Origin of the sequence: Mycobacterium sp. AT1 (assembly GCF_002043095.1) — a bacterium.
Lineage (GTDB): Bacteria > Actinomycetota > Actinomycetes > Mycobacteriales > Mycobacteriaceae > Mycobacterium.
Genome location: NZ_MVOC01000072.1, coordinates 24,710 through 43,321, shown reverse-complemented (window position 1 = coordinate 43,321; position 18,612 = coordinate 24,710). Strand labels below are relative to the sequence as shown.

Annotated in this window: 19 protein-coding genes; 2 read left to right on the top strand and 17 right to left on the bottom strand. The window is 68.3% G+C overall.

The window, feature by feature from the left end; all coding sequences use genetic code 11:
* Positions 1 to 16 precede the first annotated feature (16 nt).
* The 4 genes from tpiA to B1790_RS29350 all read right to left on the bottom strand — a co-directional run bounded on the left by tpiA (position 17) and on the right by B1790_RS29350 (position 3,890).
* The gene (gene tpiA, locus B1790_RS29365; protein WP_079926806.1) at positions 17 to 802 is read right to left on the bottom strand and encodes a triose-phosphate isomerase; all 786 of its coding nucleotides are present in this window, start codon (positions 800 to 802) and stop codon (positions 17 to 19) included.
* A gap of 10 nt (positions 803 to 812) precedes the next feature.
* A complete protein-coding gene (gene pgk / locus B1790_RS29360; RefSeq protein ID WP_079926805.1) occupies positions 813 to 2,048 on the bottom strand; it encodes a phosphoglycerate kinase in 1,236 nt (411 codons plus the stop codon).
* Positions 2,049 to 2,058: 10 nt separating this feature from the next.
* Positions 2,059 to 3,081, bottom strand: coding sequence for a type I glyceraldehyde-3-phosphate dehydrogenase (gene gap / locus B1790_RS29355; protein ID WP_079926804.1), 1,023 nt, complete (start codon positions 3,079 to 3,081; stop codon positions 2,059 to 2,061).
* Between the two features lie 98 nt (positions 3,082 to 3,179).
* A complete protein-coding gene (locus tag B1790_RS29350; protein ID WP_079926803.1) occupies positions 3,180 to 3,890 on the bottom strand; it encodes an ABC transporter substrate-binding protein in 711 nt (236 codons plus the stop codon).
* 94 nt (positions 3,891 to 3,984) lie between these two features.
* Between B1790_RS29350 and B1790_RS29345 the strand changes: the two genes are divergently transcribed.
* The gene (locus tag B1790_RS29345) at positions 3,985 to 5,622 is read left to right on the top strand and encodes a triacylglycerol lipase (protein ID WP_079926802.1); all 1,638 of its coding nucleotides are present in this window, start codon (positions 3,985 to 3,987) and stop codon (positions 5,620 to 5,622) included.
* On the opposite strand, the gene whiA is transcribed toward B1790_RS29345, so the two are convergent.
* From whiA to B1790_RS29310, 7 genes are all read right to left on the bottom strand, one after another.
* A complete protein-coding gene (gene whiA / locus B1790_RS29340; RefSeq protein WP_079926815.1) occupies positions 5,619 to 6,596 on the bottom strand; it encodes a DNA-binding protein WhiA in 978 nt (325 codons plus the stop codon). The genes B1790_RS29345 and whiA overlap by 4 nt on opposite strands.
* Before the next feature lie 13 nt (positions 6,597 to 6,609).
* On the bottom strand, positions 6,610 to 7,611 hold the full coding sequence (gene yvcK / locus B1790_RS29335) for a uridine diphosphate-N-acetylglucosamine-binding protein YvcK (protein WP_079926801.1): 1,002 nt from the start codon (positions 7,609 to 7,611) through the stop codon (positions 6,610 to 6,612).
* On the bottom strand, positions 7,608 to 8,513 hold the full coding sequence (gene rapZ / locus B1790_RS29330) for an RNase adapter RapZ (RefSeq protein ID WP_079926800.1): 906 nt from the start codon (positions 8,511 to 8,513) through the stop codon (positions 7,608 to 7,610). The genes yvcK and rapZ overlap by 4 nt, the downstream gene beginning before the upstream one ends.
* The gene (gene uvrC, locus B1790_RS29325) at positions 8,510 to 10,501 is read right to left on the bottom strand and encodes an excinuclease ABC subunit UvrC (protein WP_079926799.1); all 1,992 of its coding nucleotides are present in this window, start codon (positions 10,499 to 10,501) and stop codon (positions 8,510 to 8,512) included. The genes rapZ and uvrC overlap by 4 nt, the downstream gene beginning before the upstream one ends.
* Before the next feature lie 63 nt (positions 10,502 to 10,564).
* On the bottom strand, positions 10,565 to 11,872 hold the full coding sequence (gene murD / locus B1790_RS29320; protein ID WP_233165373.1) for a UDP-N-acetylmuramoyl-L-alanine--D-glutamate ligase: 1,308 nt from the start codon (positions 11,870 to 11,872) through the stop codon (positions 10,565 to 10,567).
* Positions 11,869 to 13,200 carry a hypothetical protein gene (locus tag B1790_RS29315; protein WP_079926813.1) on the bottom strand — a complete coding sequence of 444 codons (1,332 nt, stop codon included), beginning with the start codon at positions 13,198 to 13,200 and terminating at the stop codon, positions 11,869 to 11,871. The genes murD and B1790_RS29315 overlap by 4 nt, the downstream gene beginning before the upstream one ends.
* On the bottom strand, positions 13,197 to 13,955 hold the full coding sequence (locus B1790_RS29310; RefSeq protein WP_142271564.1) for a hypothetical protein: 759 nt from the start codon (positions 13,953 to 13,955) through the stop codon (positions 13,197 to 13,199). Before B1790_RS29310 ends, B1790_RS29315 begins: the two co-directional genes overlap by 4 nt.
* Positions 13,956 to 14,002: 47 nt before the next feature.
* Between B1790_RS29310 and B1790_RS29305 the strand changes: the two genes are divergently transcribed.
* Positions 14,003 to 14,482 (top strand): GNAT family N-acetyltransferase, encoded by a 480-nt coding sequence (locus B1790_RS29305; protein WP_079926797.1) that lies wholly within the window; start codon positions 14,003 to 14,005, stop codon positions 14,480 to 14,482.
* Here B1790_RS29305 and B1790_RS29300 read toward each other — a convergent pair.
* The 6 genes from B1790_RS29300 to B1790_RS29275 form a co-directional block, all read right to left on the bottom strand.
* Positions 14,457 to 14,927, bottom strand: a complete 471-nt coding sequence (locus B1790_RS29300; protein WP_079926796.1) for a PH domain-containing protein — start codon at positions 14,925 to 14,927, stop codon at positions 14,457 to 14,459. The genes B1790_RS29305 and B1790_RS29300 overlap by 26 nt on opposite strands.
* Positions 14,924 to 15,406 carry a 6,7-dimethyl-8-ribityllumazine synthase gene (gene ribH / locus B1790_RS29295; RefSeq protein WP_079926795.1) on the bottom strand — a complete coding sequence of 161 codons (483 nt, stop codon included), beginning with the start codon at positions 15,404 to 15,406 and terminating at the stop codon, positions 14,924 to 14,926. Before ribH ends, B1790_RS29300 begins: the two co-directional genes overlap by 4 nt.
* On the bottom strand, positions 15,403 to 16,695 hold the full coding sequence (locus B1790_RS29290; protein ID WP_079926794.1) for a bifunctional 3,4-dihydroxy-2-butanone-4-phosphate synthase/GTP cyclohydrolase II: 1,293 nt from the start codon (positions 16,693 to 16,695) through the stop codon (positions 15,403 to 15,405). The genes ribH and B1790_RS29290 overlap by 4 nt, the downstream gene beginning before the upstream one ends.
* 181 nt (positions 16,696 to 16,876) lie before the next feature.
* A complete protein-coding gene (locus tag B1790_RS35945; protein WP_079926793.1) occupies positions 16,877 to 17,260 on the bottom strand; it encodes an ANTAR domain-containing protein in 384 nt (127 codons plus the stop codon).
* A 167-nt stretch (positions 17,261 to 17,427) separates the two neighbouring features.
* Positions 17,428 to 18,036, bottom strand: coding sequence for a riboflavin synthase (locus B1790_RS29280; RefSeq protein WP_079926812.1), 609 nt, complete (start codon positions 18,034 to 18,036; stop codon positions 17,428 to 17,430).
* 26 nt (positions 18,037 to 18,062) lie between these two features.
* Positions 18,063 to 18,551 carry a GNAT family N-acetyltransferase gene (locus B1790_RS29275; protein ID WP_142271563.1) on the bottom strand — a complete coding sequence of 163 codons (489 nt, stop codon included), beginning with the start codon at positions 18,549 to 18,551 and terminating at the stop codon, positions 18,063 to 18,065.
* Between the last annotated feature and the right edge of the window lie 61 nt (positions 18,552 to 18,612).

The following is an 18,612-nucleotide window of genomic DNA, read 5'->3' as shown; positions in this document are numbered from 1 at the left end:
CACGACCTACCGCCAGTTAGGGCAGGGGTCCGCCGGCGGCGATCGCCGACAGGATCGCGAACTGCTCGCCGTCCAGGGACGCTCCGCCGACGAGGGCGCCGTCGACGTCGGCCTGTCCGACGATCTCACCGACGTTCTTGGCGCTCACCGAACCGCCGTAGAGCACCCGAACGGTGGCCGCAACGTCGACAGACGCCAGTTCGGCCAGTTCGATGCGGATCGCGGCGCAGACTTCCTGCGCGTCGGCGGCACTCGCCACCCGGCCGGTGCCGATCGCCCAGACCGGCTCGTAGGCGATGACGACGTTCGCGATCTGGTCGGCCGAAAGCCCGGCGAGCGATCCGCGCAGCGAGGTGACGCAGTAGGAGACGTGATCTCCCGCCTCACGGATCTCCAGTGCTTCGCCGATGCAGATGATCGGCGTCAACCCGTGCTTGAGCGCCGCGGCGGCCTTGGCGGCGACCAGGGCGTCGTCCTCGGCGTGATAGGTGCGGCGCTCCGAGTGGCCGACCACCGCGAACGTGCACCCGAGCTTCGCAAGGAACGCGCCGCTGATCTCGCCGGTGTAGGCACCCGAGTCGTGCTTGGAGACGTCCTGCGCCCCGTAGGTGAGTCGGAGCTTGTCACCGTCGACGAGGGTCTGCACGCTGCGCAGATCCGTGAACGGCGGAATCACCGTCACGTCGACCTTGTCGAAGTACTTGTCCGGAAGCGAGAAGGCGATCTTCTGCACTAAGGCGATGGCCTCGAAGTGGTTGAGGTTCATCTTCCAGTTGCCTGCGATGAGCGGCTTGCGTGCCATCGGGTGTCTCCTAGTTTTCGAGGATCGAGATGCCGGGCAGCGTCTTGCCCTCGAGGTACTCCAGCGACGCACCGCCACCGGTTGAGATGTGCGAGAAGCCATCCTCGGGCAGGCCGAGCTGGCGCACGGCGGCGGCGGAGTCTCCCCCACCGACGACGCTGAACGCGCCCTTGGCGGTCGCGGCGATGACTGCCTCGGCGACGCCCTTGGTGCCCGCGGCGAACTCCGGGAACTCGAAGACGCCCATCGGTCCGTTCCAGAACACGGTCTTGGCGTTGGACAGCAGTGCGGTGAATCGCTTCACCGACTCGGGCCCGATGTCGAGGCCCATCCGGTCGTCGGCGATGGCGGTCACGGCCACCGTCTCGGCCGGAGAGTCGGCGGAGAACTTCTCCGCGACGACGACGTCCACCGGGAGGTGGATGACGTCGCCGTAGTCCTCGAGCAGCTTCTTGCAGGTGTCGACCATCTCCGGCTGCAGCAGCGAGGTGCCGACCGAAACCCCTTGTGCGGCAAGGAAGGTGAAGCACATGCCGCCGCCGATGACGATGCTGTCGGCCTTGGAGGCCAGGTTCTCGATGACGGCCAGCTTGTCGGAGACCTTCGAGCCGCCGAGCACCACCGCATAGGGGCGCTCGGTCGAGCTGGTGAGCTGCTCGAGCACCTTGACCTCGGTGTCGACCAACAAGCCCGCGTAGTGCGGGAGGATCGTCGCCACGTCGTACACCGACGCCTGCTTGCGATGCACCACGCCGAATCCGTCGGAGACGAACGCACCGGGCGAACCGTCGGCCGCGCTGACCAGTTCGGCCAGCTCCTTGGCCAGTGCCAGCCGCTCGGCGTCGTCCTTGCTGGTCTCACGGGGGTCGAAGCGGATGTTCTCGACCATCAACACGTCACCGTCGGTCAGGCCTTCGGCGCGTGCGAGCGCGTCGGAGCCCACGACGTCGCCGGCCAGCTGAACGTGCCTGCCCAGTTCCGCGCCGAGGGCCGCCGCGACGGGCGCCAGCGAGAACTTGGGGTCGGGTCCGTCCTTCGGCCGTCCGAGGTGAGCGGTGACGACGACCTTGGCTCCGGCATCCGACAACGCCTTCAGCGTCGGGACGGACGCGAGGATGCGACCGGGATCGGTGATCGTCCCCTCGTCGTCGAGCGGAACGTTCAGGTCGGAGCGCACCAACACGCCCCGACCCTCGACCCCCTCGGCCAGCAGATCCGACAGTGACTTGATGGAGGATTCGGCCACGGATTCGGCTCTACAGCGACTTGCCGACCAGCGCGACCAGGTCAACCAGCCGGTTGGAGTAACCCCACTCGTTGTCGTACCACGACACGACCTTGGCCTGGTTGTCGATGACCTTCGTCAGACCCGAATCGAAGATCGAGCTGTGCGGGTCGGTGACGATGTCACTCGAGACGATCGGCGCGTCGTAGTACTTCAGAATGCCCTTCAAGCGGCCCTCGGCCGCGGCCTTCATCGCCGCGTTGATCTCGTCGGCGGTGGCCGACTTGGCCAGCTCGGCGGTGAGGTCGGTGACCGAACCCGTGGGGATCGGCACGCGCAGGGCGTATCCGTCGAGCTTGCCCTTCAGCTCGGGCATGACCAGGCCGATGGCCTTCGCCGCACCGGTGGAGGTCGGGACGATGTTCAGGGCGGCGGCGCGGGCGCGACGCAGGTCGCTGTGCGGTCCGTCCTGAAGGTTCTGGTCCTGGGTGTAGGCGTGAATCGTGGTCATCAGGCCCTTGACGATGCCGAACTCGTCGTGCAGGACCTTGGCCAGCGGGCCGAGGCAGTTCGTCGTGCACGAGGCGTTGGAGATGATGTTTTGGCTGCCGTCGTACTTGTCGTCGTTGACGCCCATCACGATGGTGATGTCGGGGTCGGTCGCCGGCGCGGAGATGATGACCTTCTTGGCTCCGGCGTCGAGGTGACCCTTCGCCTTGGCGGCGTTGGTGAAGATGCCGGTGGACTCGACGACGACGTCGACGCCCAGATCGCCCCACGGAAGTTCGGCCGGACCGGCCTTGACCTCGAGGGCCTTGATCTTGGTGTCGCCGACGACGATGGTGTCGTCACCTTCGAGGCTGACGTCGTAGGGCAGCCGGCCCAGGATCGAGTCGAACTTGAGCAGGTGCGCCAGCGTGGCGTTGTCGGTCAGATCGTTGACGGCGATGATCTCGACGTCGACGTTGTTGCCGAGGGCCTTCTGCGCGTCCAGGGCCCTGAAGAAGTTGCGTCCGATTCGGCCGAAGCCGTTAACGCCTACCCGAACGGTCACTGTCGTGCTCCTTAGATCTCGAAGATGCTTCGGGACGTTGCCCCGTCTCGTGCTCGGGGATCAGCCTAGTGGTGCGCCGCTGGCGACGCGAAGGCTGGTCAGTGGGCGGCCAGACTCTGGTCCCGGTACGGGTTACCGAGCCATTTGCGTCGCAATTCCTGTAACGACCCGGCCGCCTCCAGCCGTTCCTGTGCCGTGGCGATCTGCGCCGCCAGTGCGGTGTCACCCGGGGCGACCGCAATGGCGATCTCCTCGCGGGACAGGCCGCGTTGCACCACGTCGACGTCGGGCAGGGACCTGACGAGTTCCGCCAGCGTGGGCGCAAGGGCCATCATCGCGTCGCAGTCGCCCGCCTCGAGTTCGCTTGCCGCCGAGCGGATGTCGCCGTGAGCGAAGCAACGAACCGCCCCGACTCTGCCTTCGGCGTGCAGCCGTTGCGCAATCGAGTGCCCGGCCGAGCCGCGCAGGACCGCGACGGTGAGCCCGCCAAGGTCGTCGACCGATCTGACCGCGGGATGGCGCGCGGCGTTGACGGCGAGCGCGTGACCGGAGGCCAGATAGGGCGGGGCGAAGGCGACGGTGTTCTGACGGTCGGCCGTGACGGTCACGGCGGCGACGACGCAGTCGTACGCGCCTGCTGCGAGGGATGACAGGAGGTCGTCCACGTCGGGGGCGTCGGTGGCGATCCTCTCGACGGACGACCCGAGGGCGGCGCCCACCGCCGCGGCGAGGTCGACGTCGAAGCCGCCGCCGACCATCCCGGCGAACGGCGGATCGGTGAGGAACGCGCCCACCCGAAGGGTGTCCATCGGCTCACGGTAACTGCGGCGGCCGATTCCACCGAACCGCGGCGGTCGCGGGCGCGGAGCGGCTACGGTCCGTTAGCTCGAGTCGGAGGTTGTGATGTACGAGAGTTCCCGCCGCCCCAGGTCGCGCCGCCCGTCGGGGCGGTTCCCGCGGCTGCGGCTCGCGCTTGCCGCGGTCGTCGTGGCGGGGTTCTCCGTCGGAGCGCTGGGCTGCAGTGGTGTCGCCAAGGCCGACGAGGGGCCGTCCGATTCCGCCGGCCCGGCTTCGTCCCAGCAGAAGGACGAGCCCGACACCGGGTCGCACCCGGAGTCGAAGCCGGGGTCCTCCACGAAACCGCCGTCGAGTCCGGCGAAGCTTCCCGGCACCACACACCCAACCGGCAGTTCCTCCGGCAGCCCGTCCACAGCGGCATCACGTGACGACGAACCCACGACATCGGAGCCGCAGCAGTCCGATCCGGCGCCCGAAGCCACTCCCGCCACCACCGTCGCCGTCCCGCGCGAACCCAACAAGCATGCCCAGCAGCCGAATACGCCCGTGGTGTCGCGATCGGAGGTGTCCCGACCCGCGCCGACGAAATCCGCCCCCGCCCTGCGCAGTGTCCCCTCCCCGGCCGACTCGGTAGCGGCGGCCCCGATCGCACCCGCCCCGCTCGGGGCGCCAAACCCCGCCCCGACGATCAAGCCGCGCGCCGACCTCCAGCTCGCCGGGTTGGCCGTCGACGTCGGAACGGTCACGGTGTCTGCGGTCCACACCGCCGCCACCGTCGTCGCCCATGCCTTTGGCCCCTCCAGCTTCCTCGGCGTGCCCTACCTGTTGGCCATGTCGGTGGCCAACGCCGCGGCCGCCGTCGGCCGGACATTGGTGGGGGCACCGCTGTCACCCCCGGGCGGCCGGTTCACCGTCAACTACGGCCTCGTCGACGGGCTCGCGTTCTTCACGCCCACCAGGCCACCCGCTGGGGCGAACGACCCGTCGATCGAGGTGACGGCGGAGCATCCGCTGCCGGTCATCCTGCTCAACGGGACGACGGGGACCCAGGGCGTCAACTGGTCGGTCGGCGCGCCGGTGCTGGCCAACGCGGGGTACAAGGTCTTCACGTTCAACTACGGCAACACCACCGCCGAGCCGAACTTCCCGATCCAGGCCATGGGCGACATCCGGAAGTCCGGCCTGGAACTCGCCGCGGAGGTGGACAGGGTGCTCGCGGTGACGGGGGCCCCGAAGGTCATCCTTGTCGGGCACTCGCAGGGTGGCGGCATCCTGCCGGTCTACTACGTCAACGAACTCGGCGGAGCCGACAAGGTCTCCCAGGTCATCGGCATCGCCCCTAGCAACCACGGCACCGACTTCAACCAACTGACCGGGTTTCAGTCCATCCCGATCCTTGGCCAGCTGCTCGTCGCCATCTCCGACGCGATCGCACCAGCCCTGTTTCAACAGGGCGTGGGCTCGGCGTTCCAGCACGAGGTCTACGGCAACGGCGACACCCGGCCGGGCGTGCTGTACACGACCATCTCGACGGTCAACGACGAGGTGGTGACGCCCTACACCCAGCAAGCCCTGACCGGACCGAACGTCACGAACGTCGTCCTTCAGCAGCGCTACCCAGGGCTCGTCCTCGGGCACGCCAACATCTACACCAGCCCGCAGGCGATGGCGGCGGTCCTCGACGCGCTCGCAGGCAACCCGGCAGCCAATCCGTTGGCGCACCCGGCAGTCGTCGCCGCCTAGGCGTCGTCGAGTAGATCTGGTGTCACGGCCGACTCCGTGTCGGGGATGCCGTCCTGCTTGGCCTTGCGGTCGGCCATCGACAGCAACCGCCGAATGCGGCCGGCCACGGCATCTTTGGTCATCGGCGGCTCCGCGAGCCGACCCAATTCCTCGAGGGACGCCTGCCGGTGCTCGACCCGCAACCTGCCCGCGTTGGACAGGTGGTCCGGCACCGAGTCGCCGAGAATGTTCAGCGCGCGTTCGACCCGGGCCGCGGCGGCAACGGCCGCGCGCGCCGAGCGCCGCAAGTTGGCGTCGTCGAAGTTGGCGAGGCGGTTCGCGGTCGCCCGCACCTCACGGCGGAGGCGTCGCTCCTCCCAGGTGAGCCTGGTGTCCTGGGCGCCCATCCGCGTCAGCAGCGCACCGATGGCCTCGCCGTCGCGCACCACCACCCGGTCGCTGCCCCGAACTTCACGAGCCTTCGCGCTGACGCCGAGCCGCCGCGCCGCGCCGACGAGGGCCAGTGCCGCCTCCGGACCGGGGCAGCTGATCTCCAACGACGACGAACGGCCCGGCTCGGTGAGCGAGCCGTGCGCCAAAAATGCTCCACGCCAAGCGGCTTCGGCGTCACCGACGCTGCCGCCGACGACCTGTGCAGGCAATCCGCGCACCGGCCGACCCCGCAGATCCAACAGTCCGGTCTGACGCGCCAGCGCCTCCCCGTCCTGCGCCACGCGCACGACGTATCTGGTGCCCTTGCGGATGCCGCTGGCCGTCAGCACGTGCACGACGGCGTTGTAGCCGTAGAGGTCGTGAATGTCCTTGCGCAGGCGTCGCGCGATGACGCCGAGGTCAACCTCGGCCTCCACCACCACGCGGCCCGCCACGATGTGCAGGCCACCGGCGAAGCGCAGAAGGGACGCCACCTCCGCACGTCGCGCGCTCACCGAGTTGATCACCAGTCGGCTGAGCTCGTCCTTGACCTCGGCTGTCATCGCCACGAGATCGTCACCTTTCGTCGACCGACTGAGCGGCGGCAGTCGGAGCCGTCGGCGGCACGGGTGCACTACCGCGCAGCCTCACACGCTCCAGCGCCGCAGCCAACTTGGCCGGATCATGTAATGGTGTACCAGGTCTGGACACGTCAGCAAACTCAACCCGAGCCTCGAGGCTGGCCGCGGTTCGCCGAAGTTGGTCCCGTTCCCGTTCTCCGGGAACGCCTGCCGCGTCGACGACGATGTCGTGCACGGTGAATCCTGGTGCATGCTGCGCCAGTACGTGGATGTGGCGCTCGGCGGAGAAGCCCGCCGTCTCGCCAGGTTCGGCCACCAGGTTCAACACCAGCGCCCGTCGCGCCGTGGTCGCCTGAAGCGCGGCGGCCAACTGCGGCACCAACACGTGGGGAATCACGCTGGTGAACCAGGAACCGGGTCCCAGCACGACGAGGTCGGCGGCCATGATGGCGTCGACGGCCTGCCGGGTGGCTGGCGGGTTGCCGGGATTGAGGCGCACCCGGCGCACCTTGCCCACCGTCGTGGCCACGGCGACCTGACCCCTGATCACCCGGCTCATCCGGGCGTCTGATTCCAGGCCTGCGACGTCGGCCTCGATCTGCAGCGCGACCGGACACATCGGCAGCACCCGGCCCTTGAGGTCGAGGATGCGACCGAGTTCGTCGAGCGCGGCGACCGGGTCGGCGAGGACTTCGTTGAGTCCGGCGAGCAGCAGGTTGCCGATGGGGTGGCCGGCGAGAGCGCCGCTGCCGCCGAACCGGTGCTGCAGGATGGTCGCCCACAGATGGCCGTGCGGAGAGTCGGATGCCAACGCCGCCAACGCCATTCGTAGATCGCCGGGTGGCACGACGTCGAGCTCGCTGCGGAGCCGGCCCGACGAGCCGCCGTCGTCGGCGACCGTCACGACAGCCGTCACGTGCGGCGTCAACCGGCGCAGGGCCGACAGCGTCGCGTACAAACCGTGGCCGCCACCCAGTGCGACGATGCGGGAATTCATTCGCGGCCCAGATCCCGGTGCAGAACCCGCACCGTCAGATCACCGTCGCCACCGAGACGCCCCGCGAGGGCTTCGGCGATGGCGACGCTGCGATGCTTGCCGCCGGTGCAGCCAATCGCGACGGTCATGTAGCGCTTGCCCTCCCTGCGGTATCCGTCGATGACGACGTCCAGAAGCCGATGGTAGGTGTCGATGAAGTCCGTCGCCCCCGGTTGGCCGAGGACGTAGTCGCGCACTGCCGGGTGCTGACCGGTGTGGGGGCGCAACTCGTCGACCCAGTGCGGGTTCGGCAGGAAGCGGACGTCCATGACGGTGTCGGCGTCCATCGGCAAGCCGTACTTGTAGCCGAACGATTCGACGGTCACGTTGGTGTGCGCCACCGTCTCGGCGGCGAACGCGCGCTCGATGGTTTCACGGAGGGCGGGCACAGGAAGGGACGACGTGTCGACCACCAGGTCGGCGGCCGCGCGGATGGGAGCCAGCATGGTGCGCTCCGCGGAAATGCCCTCGGCCAGAGTCTGATTGCCCTGCAGGGGATGGCTGCGACGGTTCTGTTCGTAACGGCGCACCAGGATGTCGTCGGACGCTTCGAGGAACAGCACGCGTGGGGTGATGCCGCGGGTGGCGAGGTCGTGACGCACCCATTCCAGGTCGCCGGTGAATCCACGGGAGCGCACGTCCATCACGACGGCGAGCTGGGTGATGCGCGACCCCGCCGCAAGACCAAGCTCGACCATTCTGGCGATGAGCTCGGGCGGCAGGTTGTCCGCGACGTACCAGCCGAGGTCTTCGAGGACCTTGGCCGCGGTGCCGCGGCCCGCCCCCGACAATCCGGTGACGAGGACGACGTCGATCCCGGCCGCTGGCAGATCGTCGCCGTGGCCTTCGCGCAGATCGGTCATGCGCGATCCGCCTCCAGCTTCTCGCTCGTCGTCATCCCCTGGCCCGTCATCGACACCTCGTCCTTGATCGTAGGCACGCCGAGTGCCTCCAGGACGGCGTTCGCCGTGGCCACTCCGATTCCCGGCACCGCGGTGATCTCTTCGACGGTGGCGTCCTTCAACCGGGCCACCGACCCGAAGTGAGTCACCAACGCCTTTCGCCTGTGCTCCCCCAGTCCCCGGACGGAGTCTAGTGCCGACGCAGTCATCCGCTTCGACCGCTTGCTTCGGTGATAGGTGATCGCGAAGCGGTGCGCCTCGTCACGCACCCGCTGCAGCAGGTAGAGCCCGTCGCTGTTGCGCGGCATGATCACCGGATCGGGCTGCCCCGGCACCCACACTTCCTCCAGCCGCTTGGCCAGTCCGATGACGGCCACGTCGGTGATCCCCAGCTCTTCGAGGACCGCGGCGGCCGCGTTCACCTGGGGCGCGCCGCCGTCGACGACGAACAGGTTGGGCGGGTAGGCGAATCGTCTGGCCTTGCCGTCCTCGACGACTGGCGCCTGGGCGTCGGCCACGTGCCGCGCGAAGCGGCGCCTCGTCACCTCCGCGATGGAGGCGACGTCGTCGGAGCGGCCTTCACCCGCCGCTTCGCGGATGGCGTAGTGCCGGTAGTCCGACTTGCGCGGCAACCCGTCCTCGAAAACGACCAACGACGCCACCACGTCGGTGCCCTGGACGTGGCTGATGTCCACGCATTCGATGCGGAGCGGCGCTTCGGTGAGGCCGAGGAACTCCTGAATGCTTTGCAGCGCTTCAGATCTGGCGTTGAAGTCCCCAGCGCGCTTGAGCTTGTGCTGCGCCAGCTGGTCCTTGGCGTTGCGGTGCACGGTTTCGGCCAGCGCCTTCTTGTCACCACGAACGGGCACCCGCAGCTGCACGTTGGACCCGCGCAGCCCGCTCAGCCAGGCCGCGAGTTCCTCGGCGTTGTCGGGCAGCACCGGCACCAGAACCTGCCGTGGCACCAGATTGGTGGCGTCGTCCGCCGCACCGCCCAGTTCGGCCTGATCGCCGTAGAACTGGGTGAGGAACTGCTCGACGAGGTGTTCCTGCCCCGACTTCCCCGGTTCGCCTGACTTCTCGACGACCCAGCCTCGCTGGCCGCGCACCCGACCACCGCGGACGTGGAACACCTGCACGGCGGCCTCGAGCTCGTCGTCGGCGAACGCGACGACGTCGGCGTCGGTGCCGTCACCGAAGACGACGGTCTGCTTCTCCAGCGCCCGTTTGAGTGCGCCGATGTCGTCCCGCAGCCGGGCGGCCCGTTCGAAGTCGAGCGCTTCCGACGCCGCGTTCATCTGCTGTTCCATGTCGCGGGCCAGGCGGTCGGTCTTGCCTGCCAGGAAGTCGCAGAAGTCGAGCACGATGCGCCGGTGCTCATCGGCGCTGACCCGGCCGACGCACGGCGCCGAGCACTTGTCGATGTATCCCAGCAGGCACGGCCGGCCAATCTGGTTGTGCCGCTTGAACACTCCGTTGGAGCAGGTGCGAGCCGGGAAGACCCGGGTCAGCAGATCGAGGGTTTCCCGGATCGCCCAGGCGTGGGAGTAGGGACCGAAGTAGCGCACGCCCTTGCGGCGTGGACCGCGGTAGACGAACAGCCGCGGGTACTCCTCGTTGAGGGTGACGGCGAGGACGGGGTAGGACTTGTCGTCGCGGTAGCGAATGTTGAATCGAGGGTCGAATTCCTTGATCCAGTTGTATTCGAGCTGCAGCGCCTCGACCTCGGTGCCGACGACGGTCCATTCGACGCTGCCCGCGGTGGTCACCATCTGTCTGGTGCGGGGGGCGAGTCCGGACAGGTCGGCGAAGTAGGAGTTGAGGCGGCTGCGCAGGCTCTTGGCCTTGCCTACGTAGATCACCCGGCCGTGCGGATCGCGAAACCGGTAGACGCCGGGCTCGACGGGTATCGAGCCCGGGGCCGGCCGGTAGGTCGCTGGATCGGGCACGGGTTCCAGATTAGTTCGAGTCCCGACAGCCGAACGCCATCGGACGGGTGGGGCTCGGACCCGTCAGTCCAGTGCGTCGACGAAACCGCAGTACGCGGCGGCCTTCGCCTCGTAGTTGACGTATAGGTCATAACTGGCCGCCCCTGGCGACAGCAGCACGACGTCGACGTCGGGCAACCCCGCCGCCACGCGTACCGCGGTCTCGAGGTCGTCGACCAGGTGGGTCCGGGTCGGGTGGCGGCGCGCGAACTCGACTCCGATGGCCGCCCCGTTGCTCGGCGATTGGATGAGCGACACCCGGCGCTCGCCGCTGCACAGGTATTCGTCGAGCATCTCGTAGTTCAGCTGCCGGTCCATGCCGCCGACGATCAGGGCGACGTGCTCGTCGGGGCTCATCGCGCGCAAGGCGGCGGCGACGCTCTCCCCCGTGGTGGCGAGGGTGTCGTCGATCCACTGCACGCGTCCGGTGGTGCGGACGGTCTGCAACCGATGCGGCAGCCCCTGATAGGTGGACACGGCCGACTCGTACTCCGCTCGGGTCACCGCCCAGCCGAGCACCTCCGAGGCGGCGACGGCGGCCAGCGCCCCGTTGACGAGGTTGTGCTCGTAGTTCATCACCGACTTGGTCGTCGTGCGTTCGACTCGGGCGGGGTCGACGAGCCGCACCTCCGGTTCGATCGGCGTCGCCCCAAGGCGCTCGAGGGTGGCGATCACCTCCGGCGTGGTGACCAACGAACGGGCACCCCGACGGAAGACGTTCGCCTTCGCCAGGTGATAGGAGTCCCGGTCACCGTGCCAATCCAGGTGGTCCTCGTACAGATTCGTGATCACCGCCACGGCAGGTGACGTGGTCAGCAGCGCCGCCTGCTGACTGGAGATCTCGGCGACGACGACCGCACCTTCCCCTGGCGACAGGTCCGAAAGGGGCGTGCCGATGTTCCCGGCGACGACGACGTCGACGCCCGCCCTGGCGAGCAGGTGCCCGAGGAACGACGCCGTGGTGCTCTTGCCCTTGGTGCCGGTGACACCGATGGTGGCCGCGCCGTGCCGGGACATGAACCAGTCGGCGGCACTGGAGATTCGGATCCCGGAGCGACGCAGCTCCTCGAAGATCGGTTGCCGCCACGGCACACCGGGGCTGACGAACACCACGTCGCACGCGCTCAACCGGGCCAAGTGCTCGGGACCGCGGAACACCTCGAGATGCGCAATGCCCTCTGGCTCTTCGAAGGGACGGCGACCCATGTCGTCGACGGCCTCGATGCGGGCGGCGCCTGCCGCGGCGGCCGTTCTCGCCATCGAGACGCCCTCCCGACCGAATCCCCAGATCCCGACGGTCAGCCCGGCGAGGTCGGACACGGCCGGGCTCACGGCAGGTCCAGGGCCGCCGCGTACCTCGCGGGGACGTAGTCGACGCCGATCACGCCGCTCTGCTCGTCGACGGCGACCTTCTCGAGTTCGTCGCGGCGGGAACGGAATTCCTCGACCAGCGGCACGCCGCGCCAGTCGTCGTCGTCGAGAACAGACACCAGGGACTCGGCTGCTTCGTAGTACTCGCCGACGCATTCGAATGGCTTGTGCACGCCGAGTCCGACGATGTCCTCGAAGCCAGGCCGGTTGTCGAGGTCGCCGAACAGGTCGTGACCGAAGATCGCCTCGACCTCGGCGCGGCCCAGCCGGGGCGCCATCAGCGCGTACACGAAGAGGCACTTGGGACAGTGGCCGCACCACGTCGCGCCGCGCCGTCCCGAGTCGATGGCGAACGGTCGGTTGCAGCTGATGAAGTCGCGGAAGTACTGCGGACTGTTCTTGAACCGGTCGGCGATCTCCGATTCCGACAGTGGCCGCAGCAGGGAGAAGTAGCGGTCGGGGTTGAACCCGTACTGGCTCAGCGTGTCTCGCAGCAGCGTCTCGTAGGAGATGCTCTTGGACCACTGGTGGTTGACGTCGCGCCCCAACCAGGTGACGTTGCCGACGTTGGAGGACCGCTCGTTGGACAGAACCACGGGTCCGAGACCGTTGGCGTCGGCGACGATGAGTCCGATGACGCTGTTGATCGCCGTGACCGGGACGTGGCCGTTGTGGGCGCCGCGGGCGTTGGCCTCGATCAGCGCGGGGTCGATGCGCCGCGTCACCCGCAGGCTGTCGAGTCCGCTGATCTCGATGCAGCGGTCGATGGGGTCGAACTTGTTCACGCTGAACAGGGTCGGGTGAAATCCGTGCCCCTTGAGCGCTTCGATGCTGACCACGGAATCCTTGCCGCCGCCAACGGGCACCAACGGTTCGGCGTCGGCGTCCCATGCATCGGGTGTCGGGCCTGCCGCGTCCGCGTCGGGACCGGTGACGGTGGGCGTCAAGGCGTCGGGAAGCGAATTGCGGTAGGCGAACTCGCCGAGCCCGCCGGCGACGAGTTCACTCAGATAGTGACGCTCGAAGTCACGTGTCGGGAAGGCGATTTCGACGACGGGCGGCGCGGCGGCCTTGAAGTAGCTCGGCGAGCAGGTCAGCGCGAGCAGTCGCAGCAACCGGTCGTCGGGGTGGCGCTCACCGAGTGCGGCGCCGAAGTCGACCACCTCGGTGAAGGACACGTCGCCGGAATCCTTGCCTCGCAGCGTGTAGTGCGCACGGAAGACCCCGTCGGCCACGTCGTAGCCGTCGACGCTCATGGCCCGAAACGACGTCGGGTCGAAATCGGTCATGTCCACCTCGCGAACGACGGTGCCGCCTCGACGTCGGCGGGCAGCTGCACCCCGGCGAGTTCGGCGACGGGATGTGTTTCGAATGTCGGTGACACCCACCATGCGCGTACGACGTCGGCAGGCGATTGGGCGGCCCTGGCGATCGGCGCCGTCGCCCCACACGCGGTCAGCTGATCCAGGACCGACGTGGGTTCCGGGTTCTCCACTCCGAGGACGCCGCCTGGCGTTTCCACCACCAGCGCGCCGAGGAGCGGCTCGCCGCCGGACAACGCGTCGGCGTAGCCGCGCCCGTCGAGCCAGCGTTCACGTTGGTCGACCTCGCCTCGGCTGGTCGTCCTGGCCGCCATTCTTCGCCACTGCGGGTCGGACGCGCGGTGGGCGTGCGGCACCGAATCGTCGGCGCAGATTCGCACCGGCGTCGACCGCAGCGGCTGGACCGCGGCGCCGGTCACCACGACCTCGGGTTCATTCTCGGTCTCGACGATCACGACGCTGGCGGCGGTCAACGCGGCGTCGGTGGTCGCGGCGAAGTCCGTCAACGCGACGGTGAGCGCGGCGGGCCCGGGCATGGCGATGCCGAAGAATTCGGCGGGCTCCCGCAGGTACGACCAGATGCCGTCGACGTCGGGCCACCGCCCCTTGGCGATCGGAATCGTGATGGCGGGCAACGTCCCGGGACGCGTGATCAACTGAGTGGCGCGCACGTAGGGGGCGTCGGATTCCGGAGCGGTTACCGACGTGCGAAAATGGGTCACTATCAGCACATTCTAACGTATTGCCCGAAGGAGCCATGCGACGCCGCATGAGTGCCCCCACCGTCACACGGCTCGTCGAAGCGGACTGGCGCGTGTTCGCGACATTGCGTCTGCGCGCGCTGACCGACACCCTCGGCACCGGCGATCGGCAGTACCTCGAGGAACTGGCGTTCACCGCGGCTCAGTGGCGGCGGAGGCTGCGCGCCCACGCCCAGTTCGCGCTGCTCTTCGGGGACGAGCTCGTCGGCCTGATCGGCGCCCAACGACAGAGCCCCGACGTGGTGTACCTGTACTCGCTATGGCTGGAGCCGGGCATGCGGGGCCGCGGGCTGGGACGGGATCTGGTGATTGCGGCGGTCGACTGGGCCAGGGGTCACCGGGCGCGCGTCGTGACGTTGCGCGTCGACGCCGACAACGCCACGGCCCGTGGGGTCTACGAGCAGTTGGGCTTCGGCGTCGTCGAGGGCACCACCGGACCTCGCGAGGCCAGGGCCAACGAGGTCACGATGTCGCTGAGCGTCGGTTGACCTCGGCGCGGTACCGCGCCACCAGGGCCCGCACGGCGTCCATCGCGTCGACCGCGCGTTCCTTGTCGACCGACTGAATCGCCATCAACGGGACGTACTCGTCGTCGGGCAGGTCGACGCGCGCCCAGCGGGCCCCCTTCGGAAACGACACGTCGACGACCTCCGACCACGGAATGAGGCGGTAGCCCAACAGGTTTCGCACCGAAAGACCGTCGGGACCGACCCGGAGCCTCGGCCGGGCGAACATCAGGACCAAACATCCGATGATGACGCCGAGCACTCCGATGGCGACCTGATCGGCCGTGCGGAAGATCACCCCCGATGAACCGACCTTGAGCAGGAACCCCACCGCAATGTGGGCGGCGGCGATCAAGAACGCGGCGCCGTAGGCGAAGTACGGCGTCAGGTGCGGCTTGACCTCGAGGTCGTAGGCCGGGGTGGTCACGGCTTCTTGCGCAGCTCGCGCAGCACCAGCGCCGTCGACAGGGCCGCGGCGGCAGCCTGGGCGCCCTTGTCCTCCGCGGAGCCGGGCAGCCCGGCCCGGTCGAGGGCCTGTTGCTCGTCGTTGGTGGTGAGGACGCCGTTGGCAACGGGGGTTCCCTCGTCGAGTGACACCCGCGTCAACCCCGCCGTCACGGCGTCGCAGACGTAGTCGAAGTGCGGGGTCTGGCCACGGATGACGACGCCGAGCGCCACGACGGCGTCATGCGTCTTCGCCAATTGCTGCGCCACGACCGGTATCTCGATCGCGCCGAGGACCCTCACCACGTCGGGGTCGGTCACGCCGGAGGCGGCAGCGGTGCGACGGGCACCCTCAAGCAAGGCGTCGCAGATGGTGGTGTGCCAGGTGCTGGCCACGATCGCCAACCTCAGTCCGCCGGCGTCGACGGCGGGCATGTCGGGAACGCCTGCGCCACCACTCACTGGGCGGATCCCGCATCGGTCGCCGCGGGCAGCGGGTACACGGCGTCGTCGTAGTCGTCCAGACCCGTCAGGTCGTGACCCATGCGGTCGCGCTTGGTCATCAGGTAGCGGATGTTCTCCGAGTTGGCGCGCACCGGCAACGGCACCCGTTCGATGATGTGCAGCCCGTAGCCGTCCAGACCCACGCGCTTGGCCGGGTTGTTCGTCAACAGCCGCATCGACTGAACCCCGAGGTCCACCAGAATCTGGGCGCCGATGCCGTAATCCCTGGCGTCGGCGGGCAACCCGAGCTTGAGATTCGCGTCGACGGTGTCCTCGCCGGCGTCCTGGAGTTGGTAGGCCTGCAACTTGTGCAGCAGTCCGATCCCGCGGCCCTCGTGCCCACGCATGTAGAGCACCACGCCACGGCCCTCGCGGGCGACCATCGCCATCGCGGCGTCCAGCTGTGGGCCGCAGTCGCAGCGTCGCGAACCGAACACGTCGCCGGTCAAACACTCGGAGTGCACGCGCACGAGAACGTCGTGCCCATCGTGATCGGAGCTGCCACCCGTGATGTCGCCGCGGACCAACGCGACGTGCTCGACGTCGTCGTAGATGCTGGTGTACCCCACCGCGCGGAACTCACCGTGGCGGGTCGGAATGCGCGCCTCGGCGATTCGCTCGATGTGCTTTTCGTGCTTGCGTCGCCACTCGATGAGGTCGGCGATCGAGATGAGCGCCAGATCGTGGTCGTCGGCGAAGACGCGCAGCTCGTCGGTCTGGGCCATCTCGCCCTCGTCCTTCTGGCTGACGATTTCGCAGATGGCGCCCGCGGGCTGCAGACCGGCAAGCATGGCCAGGTCTACCGCGGCCTCGGTGTGGCCGGGGCGGCGCAGGACGCCGCCCTCCTTGGCACGCAACGGCACCACGTGCCCTGGCCTGGTGAAGTCGCCGGCGACGGCGGCCGGGTCGGCCAGCAGACGCATCGTCGTGGCGCGATCCGACGCCGAGATCCCGGTGCCGACGCCGAGCTTGGCGTCGACGGTCACCGTGTAGGCGGTGCCGTGCTTGTCCTGGTTGACCGCGTACATCGGCAGCAGGCCGAGTCGGTCGCACACCTCGCCGGAGAGCGGAACGCACAGGTAGCCGGAGGTGTACCGGACCATGAACGCGACGAGTTCGGGGGTCGCCTTCTCGGCGGCGAAGATCAGATCGCCTTCGTTCTCGCGGTCCTCGTCATCGATGACGACGACGGCCTTGCCCGCGGCGATGTCGGCTATCGCCCGCTCGACGGAATCCAGCCTCGTCATCCTTGCCACCCTTGCCGTTCCGAATCGGAACCATCGTGCAACGCGTCATGCAACGTCGGTCAGTGCCCTTCAGTATGAACCAACCGCGGGCAGCGCTTATTGCCTGCTCCCGCTGGCGGCTCTGAGCAGGGCCGACATTCCGATCAGCGGTGGTGGAAAGCCGCCGTCGGCGATGAGGTTCCTATCCCGGCGGCGGCCCGAGTTCCGTCATCGGGACGCCGGTCTTGGTTTGGCCGTCGAGCTGGCGTTCGGCGCTGTGCTTGATTCGCTGGTTGGCGGTGTCGATCAGGCTGCCGAGCGCCAGCTGACGCATCGGGCCCTTGGTTCGGGACAACTCGACCAGGTCCTTCATCACCTGTTCGGCGACGAGGTTCAGCTTCACGTTGTGGTCCTGGGACTGTTTGCGCAGCACGTCGAAGGCTGCGTCGGCGTCCACGCCGTAGACCAGCATCAGCATGCCCTTGGCCTGCTCGATGACGGCGCGACGCGCTGTGATCGCCTGAAGTGCCTCGGTGATTCGTTGCTCGTCGCTGCCGAACTCGCTGGTCGTCGCGTCGTCGTGCATCTCCCACTCCGGTCAGAGGCGTCGTCGGCAGCATCCGGCAACGCGGACCGGCCGAAGTTGGCAGTGTTTACCCGCTATTCGACGCCGGCATGCCCGCGGATCGTTCTTACTGAACGAAGTGTTCGACATCTGGGCGTTCGGGCACGTGGCGCGCTCGAACCGAGGGGCTAACCGGTGGACTGATCCCGGTGGGACAGCAGCCGCTCGACGTACTTCGCGATCACGTCGACCTCGAGGTTGACCGCCGTCCCCACCTCGGCCCGTCCGAGGGTGGTCAGTTGCAGGGTGGTCGGTATCAGCGACACCTCGAACCAGTCCGCGCCGAGTCCCGACACGGTGAGGGAGATGCCGTCGACGGTTATCGACCCCTTCTCCACCACGTACTTGGAGATCGCGTCGGGCAGCGAGATGCGGACCACTTCCCAGTGCTCGGACGGCGTTCTGGTGAGCACCCGACCGGTACCGTCGACGTGGCCCTGCACGATGTGGCCACCGAGCCTGCTGTTGACCGCGGCGGCACGTTCGAGGTTGACCTGGCTGCCCACCGCCACGCCCTGCAGGCTGGACCGGTTCAACGTCTCCGCCATGACGTCGGCGGTGAACGATCCGTCGGGCAACAGGTCGACGACGGTGAGGCAGACGCCGTTGACGGCGATCGAGTCGCCGTGACCGGCGTCGGTGGTGACGAGCGGGCCGCGGATGACGAATCGAGCGGCGTCGGCGAGGTCTTCCTTGCCGACGACCTCGCCCAATTCTTCGACGATGCCGGTGAACATGCGCACCACGCTAGTCGCAGCCACGGTCAGAGCTGCTTCTCCCCGAAGTACGTGGCCACCGGATTGTCGTTGAAGTTGCCCACCGCGTGATAACCCTCACGCTCGTAGAACCCTTGCGCGTGAGCTTGCCGAGGGCCGGTGTCGAGCCGGGCGATCGAGTACCCGAGTTCTCGCGCGGCGTCTTCCAAGGCGCGCAACAACTCTCGCGCCACTCCCTGCCCTCGGGCCGCCGGGACGACGTACATCCGCTTGATCTCGCACGCTCCGTCCGGCAACCGCTTGAGCCCACCACCGCACACCGCGACGTCACCGCGACAGCCGACGAGGAACACCCCGTCGGGCGGTCCCAGCTCGGCAGGTCCGGCCTTCGGCATGTCGGGTGAGTCGAGGTCAAGACCACCGGAACCTCCGACGTCCCAGTACAGCTCGCGCATCTCGGCGAGCATCGCGGCGACCAGCGCGGCAGCGTCACCGACGTCGGAGGGCACTGCGCGAAAGACCAGATGAGTTGCCATCTTCACCCTTCTACCCCGTGCCCGCGGACGAGGTCCATTCGCTTAGACCCTCTACGATGCT

Excerpts from the sequence above, each read along its gene's own strand:
- tpiA (WP_079926806.1), bottom strand. The coding sequence starts at position 802 with ATGGCACGCAAGCCGCTCATCGCAGGCAACTGGAAGATGAACCTCAAC.
- B1790_RS29350 (WP_079926803.1), bottom strand. The coding sequence starts at position 3,890 with ATGGACACCCTTCGGGTGGGCGCGTTCCTCACCGATCCGCCGTTCGCC.
- B1790_RS29345 (WP_079926802.1), top strand. The coding sequence starts at position 3,985 with ATGTACGAGAGTTCCCGCCGCCCCAGGTCGCGCCGCCCGTCGGGGCGG.
- whiA (WP_079926815.1), bottom strand. The coding sequence starts at position 6,596 with ATGACAGCCGAGGTCAAGGACGAGCTCAGCCGACTGGTGATCAACTCG.
- yvcK (WP_079926801.1), bottom strand. The coding sequence starts at position 7,611 with ATGAATTCCCGCATCGTCGCACTGGGTGGCGGCCACGGTTTGTACGCG.
- rapZ (WP_079926800.1), bottom strand. The coding sequence starts at position 8,513 with ATGACCGATCTGCGCGAAGGCCACGGCGACGATCTGCCAGCGGCCGGG.
- B1790_RS29315 (WP_079926813.1), bottom strand. The coding sequence starts at position 13,200 with ATGACCGATTTCGACCCGACGTCGTTTCGGGCCATGAGCGTCGACGGC.
- B1790_RS29305 (WP_079926797.1), top strand. The coding sequence starts at position 14,003 with ATGAGTGCCCCCACCGTCACACGGCTCGTCGAAGCGGACTGGCGCGTG.
- B1790_RS29290 (WP_079926794.1), bottom strand. The coding sequence starts at position 16,695 with ATGACGAGGCTGGATTCCGTCGAGCGGGCGATAGCCGACATCGCCGCG.
- B1790_RS35945 (WP_079926793.1), bottom strand. The coding sequence starts at position 17,260 with ATGCACGACGACGCGACGACCAGCGAGTTCGGCAGCGACGAGCAACGA.
- B1790_RS29280 (WP_079926812.1), bottom strand. The coding sequence starts at position 18,036 with ATGTTCACCGGCATCGTCGAAGAATTGGGCGAGGTCGTCGGCAAGGAA.
- B1790_RS29275 (WP_142271563.1), bottom strand. The coding sequence starts at position 18,551 with ATGGCAACTCATCTGGTCTTTCGCGCAGTGCCCTCCGACGTCGGTGAC.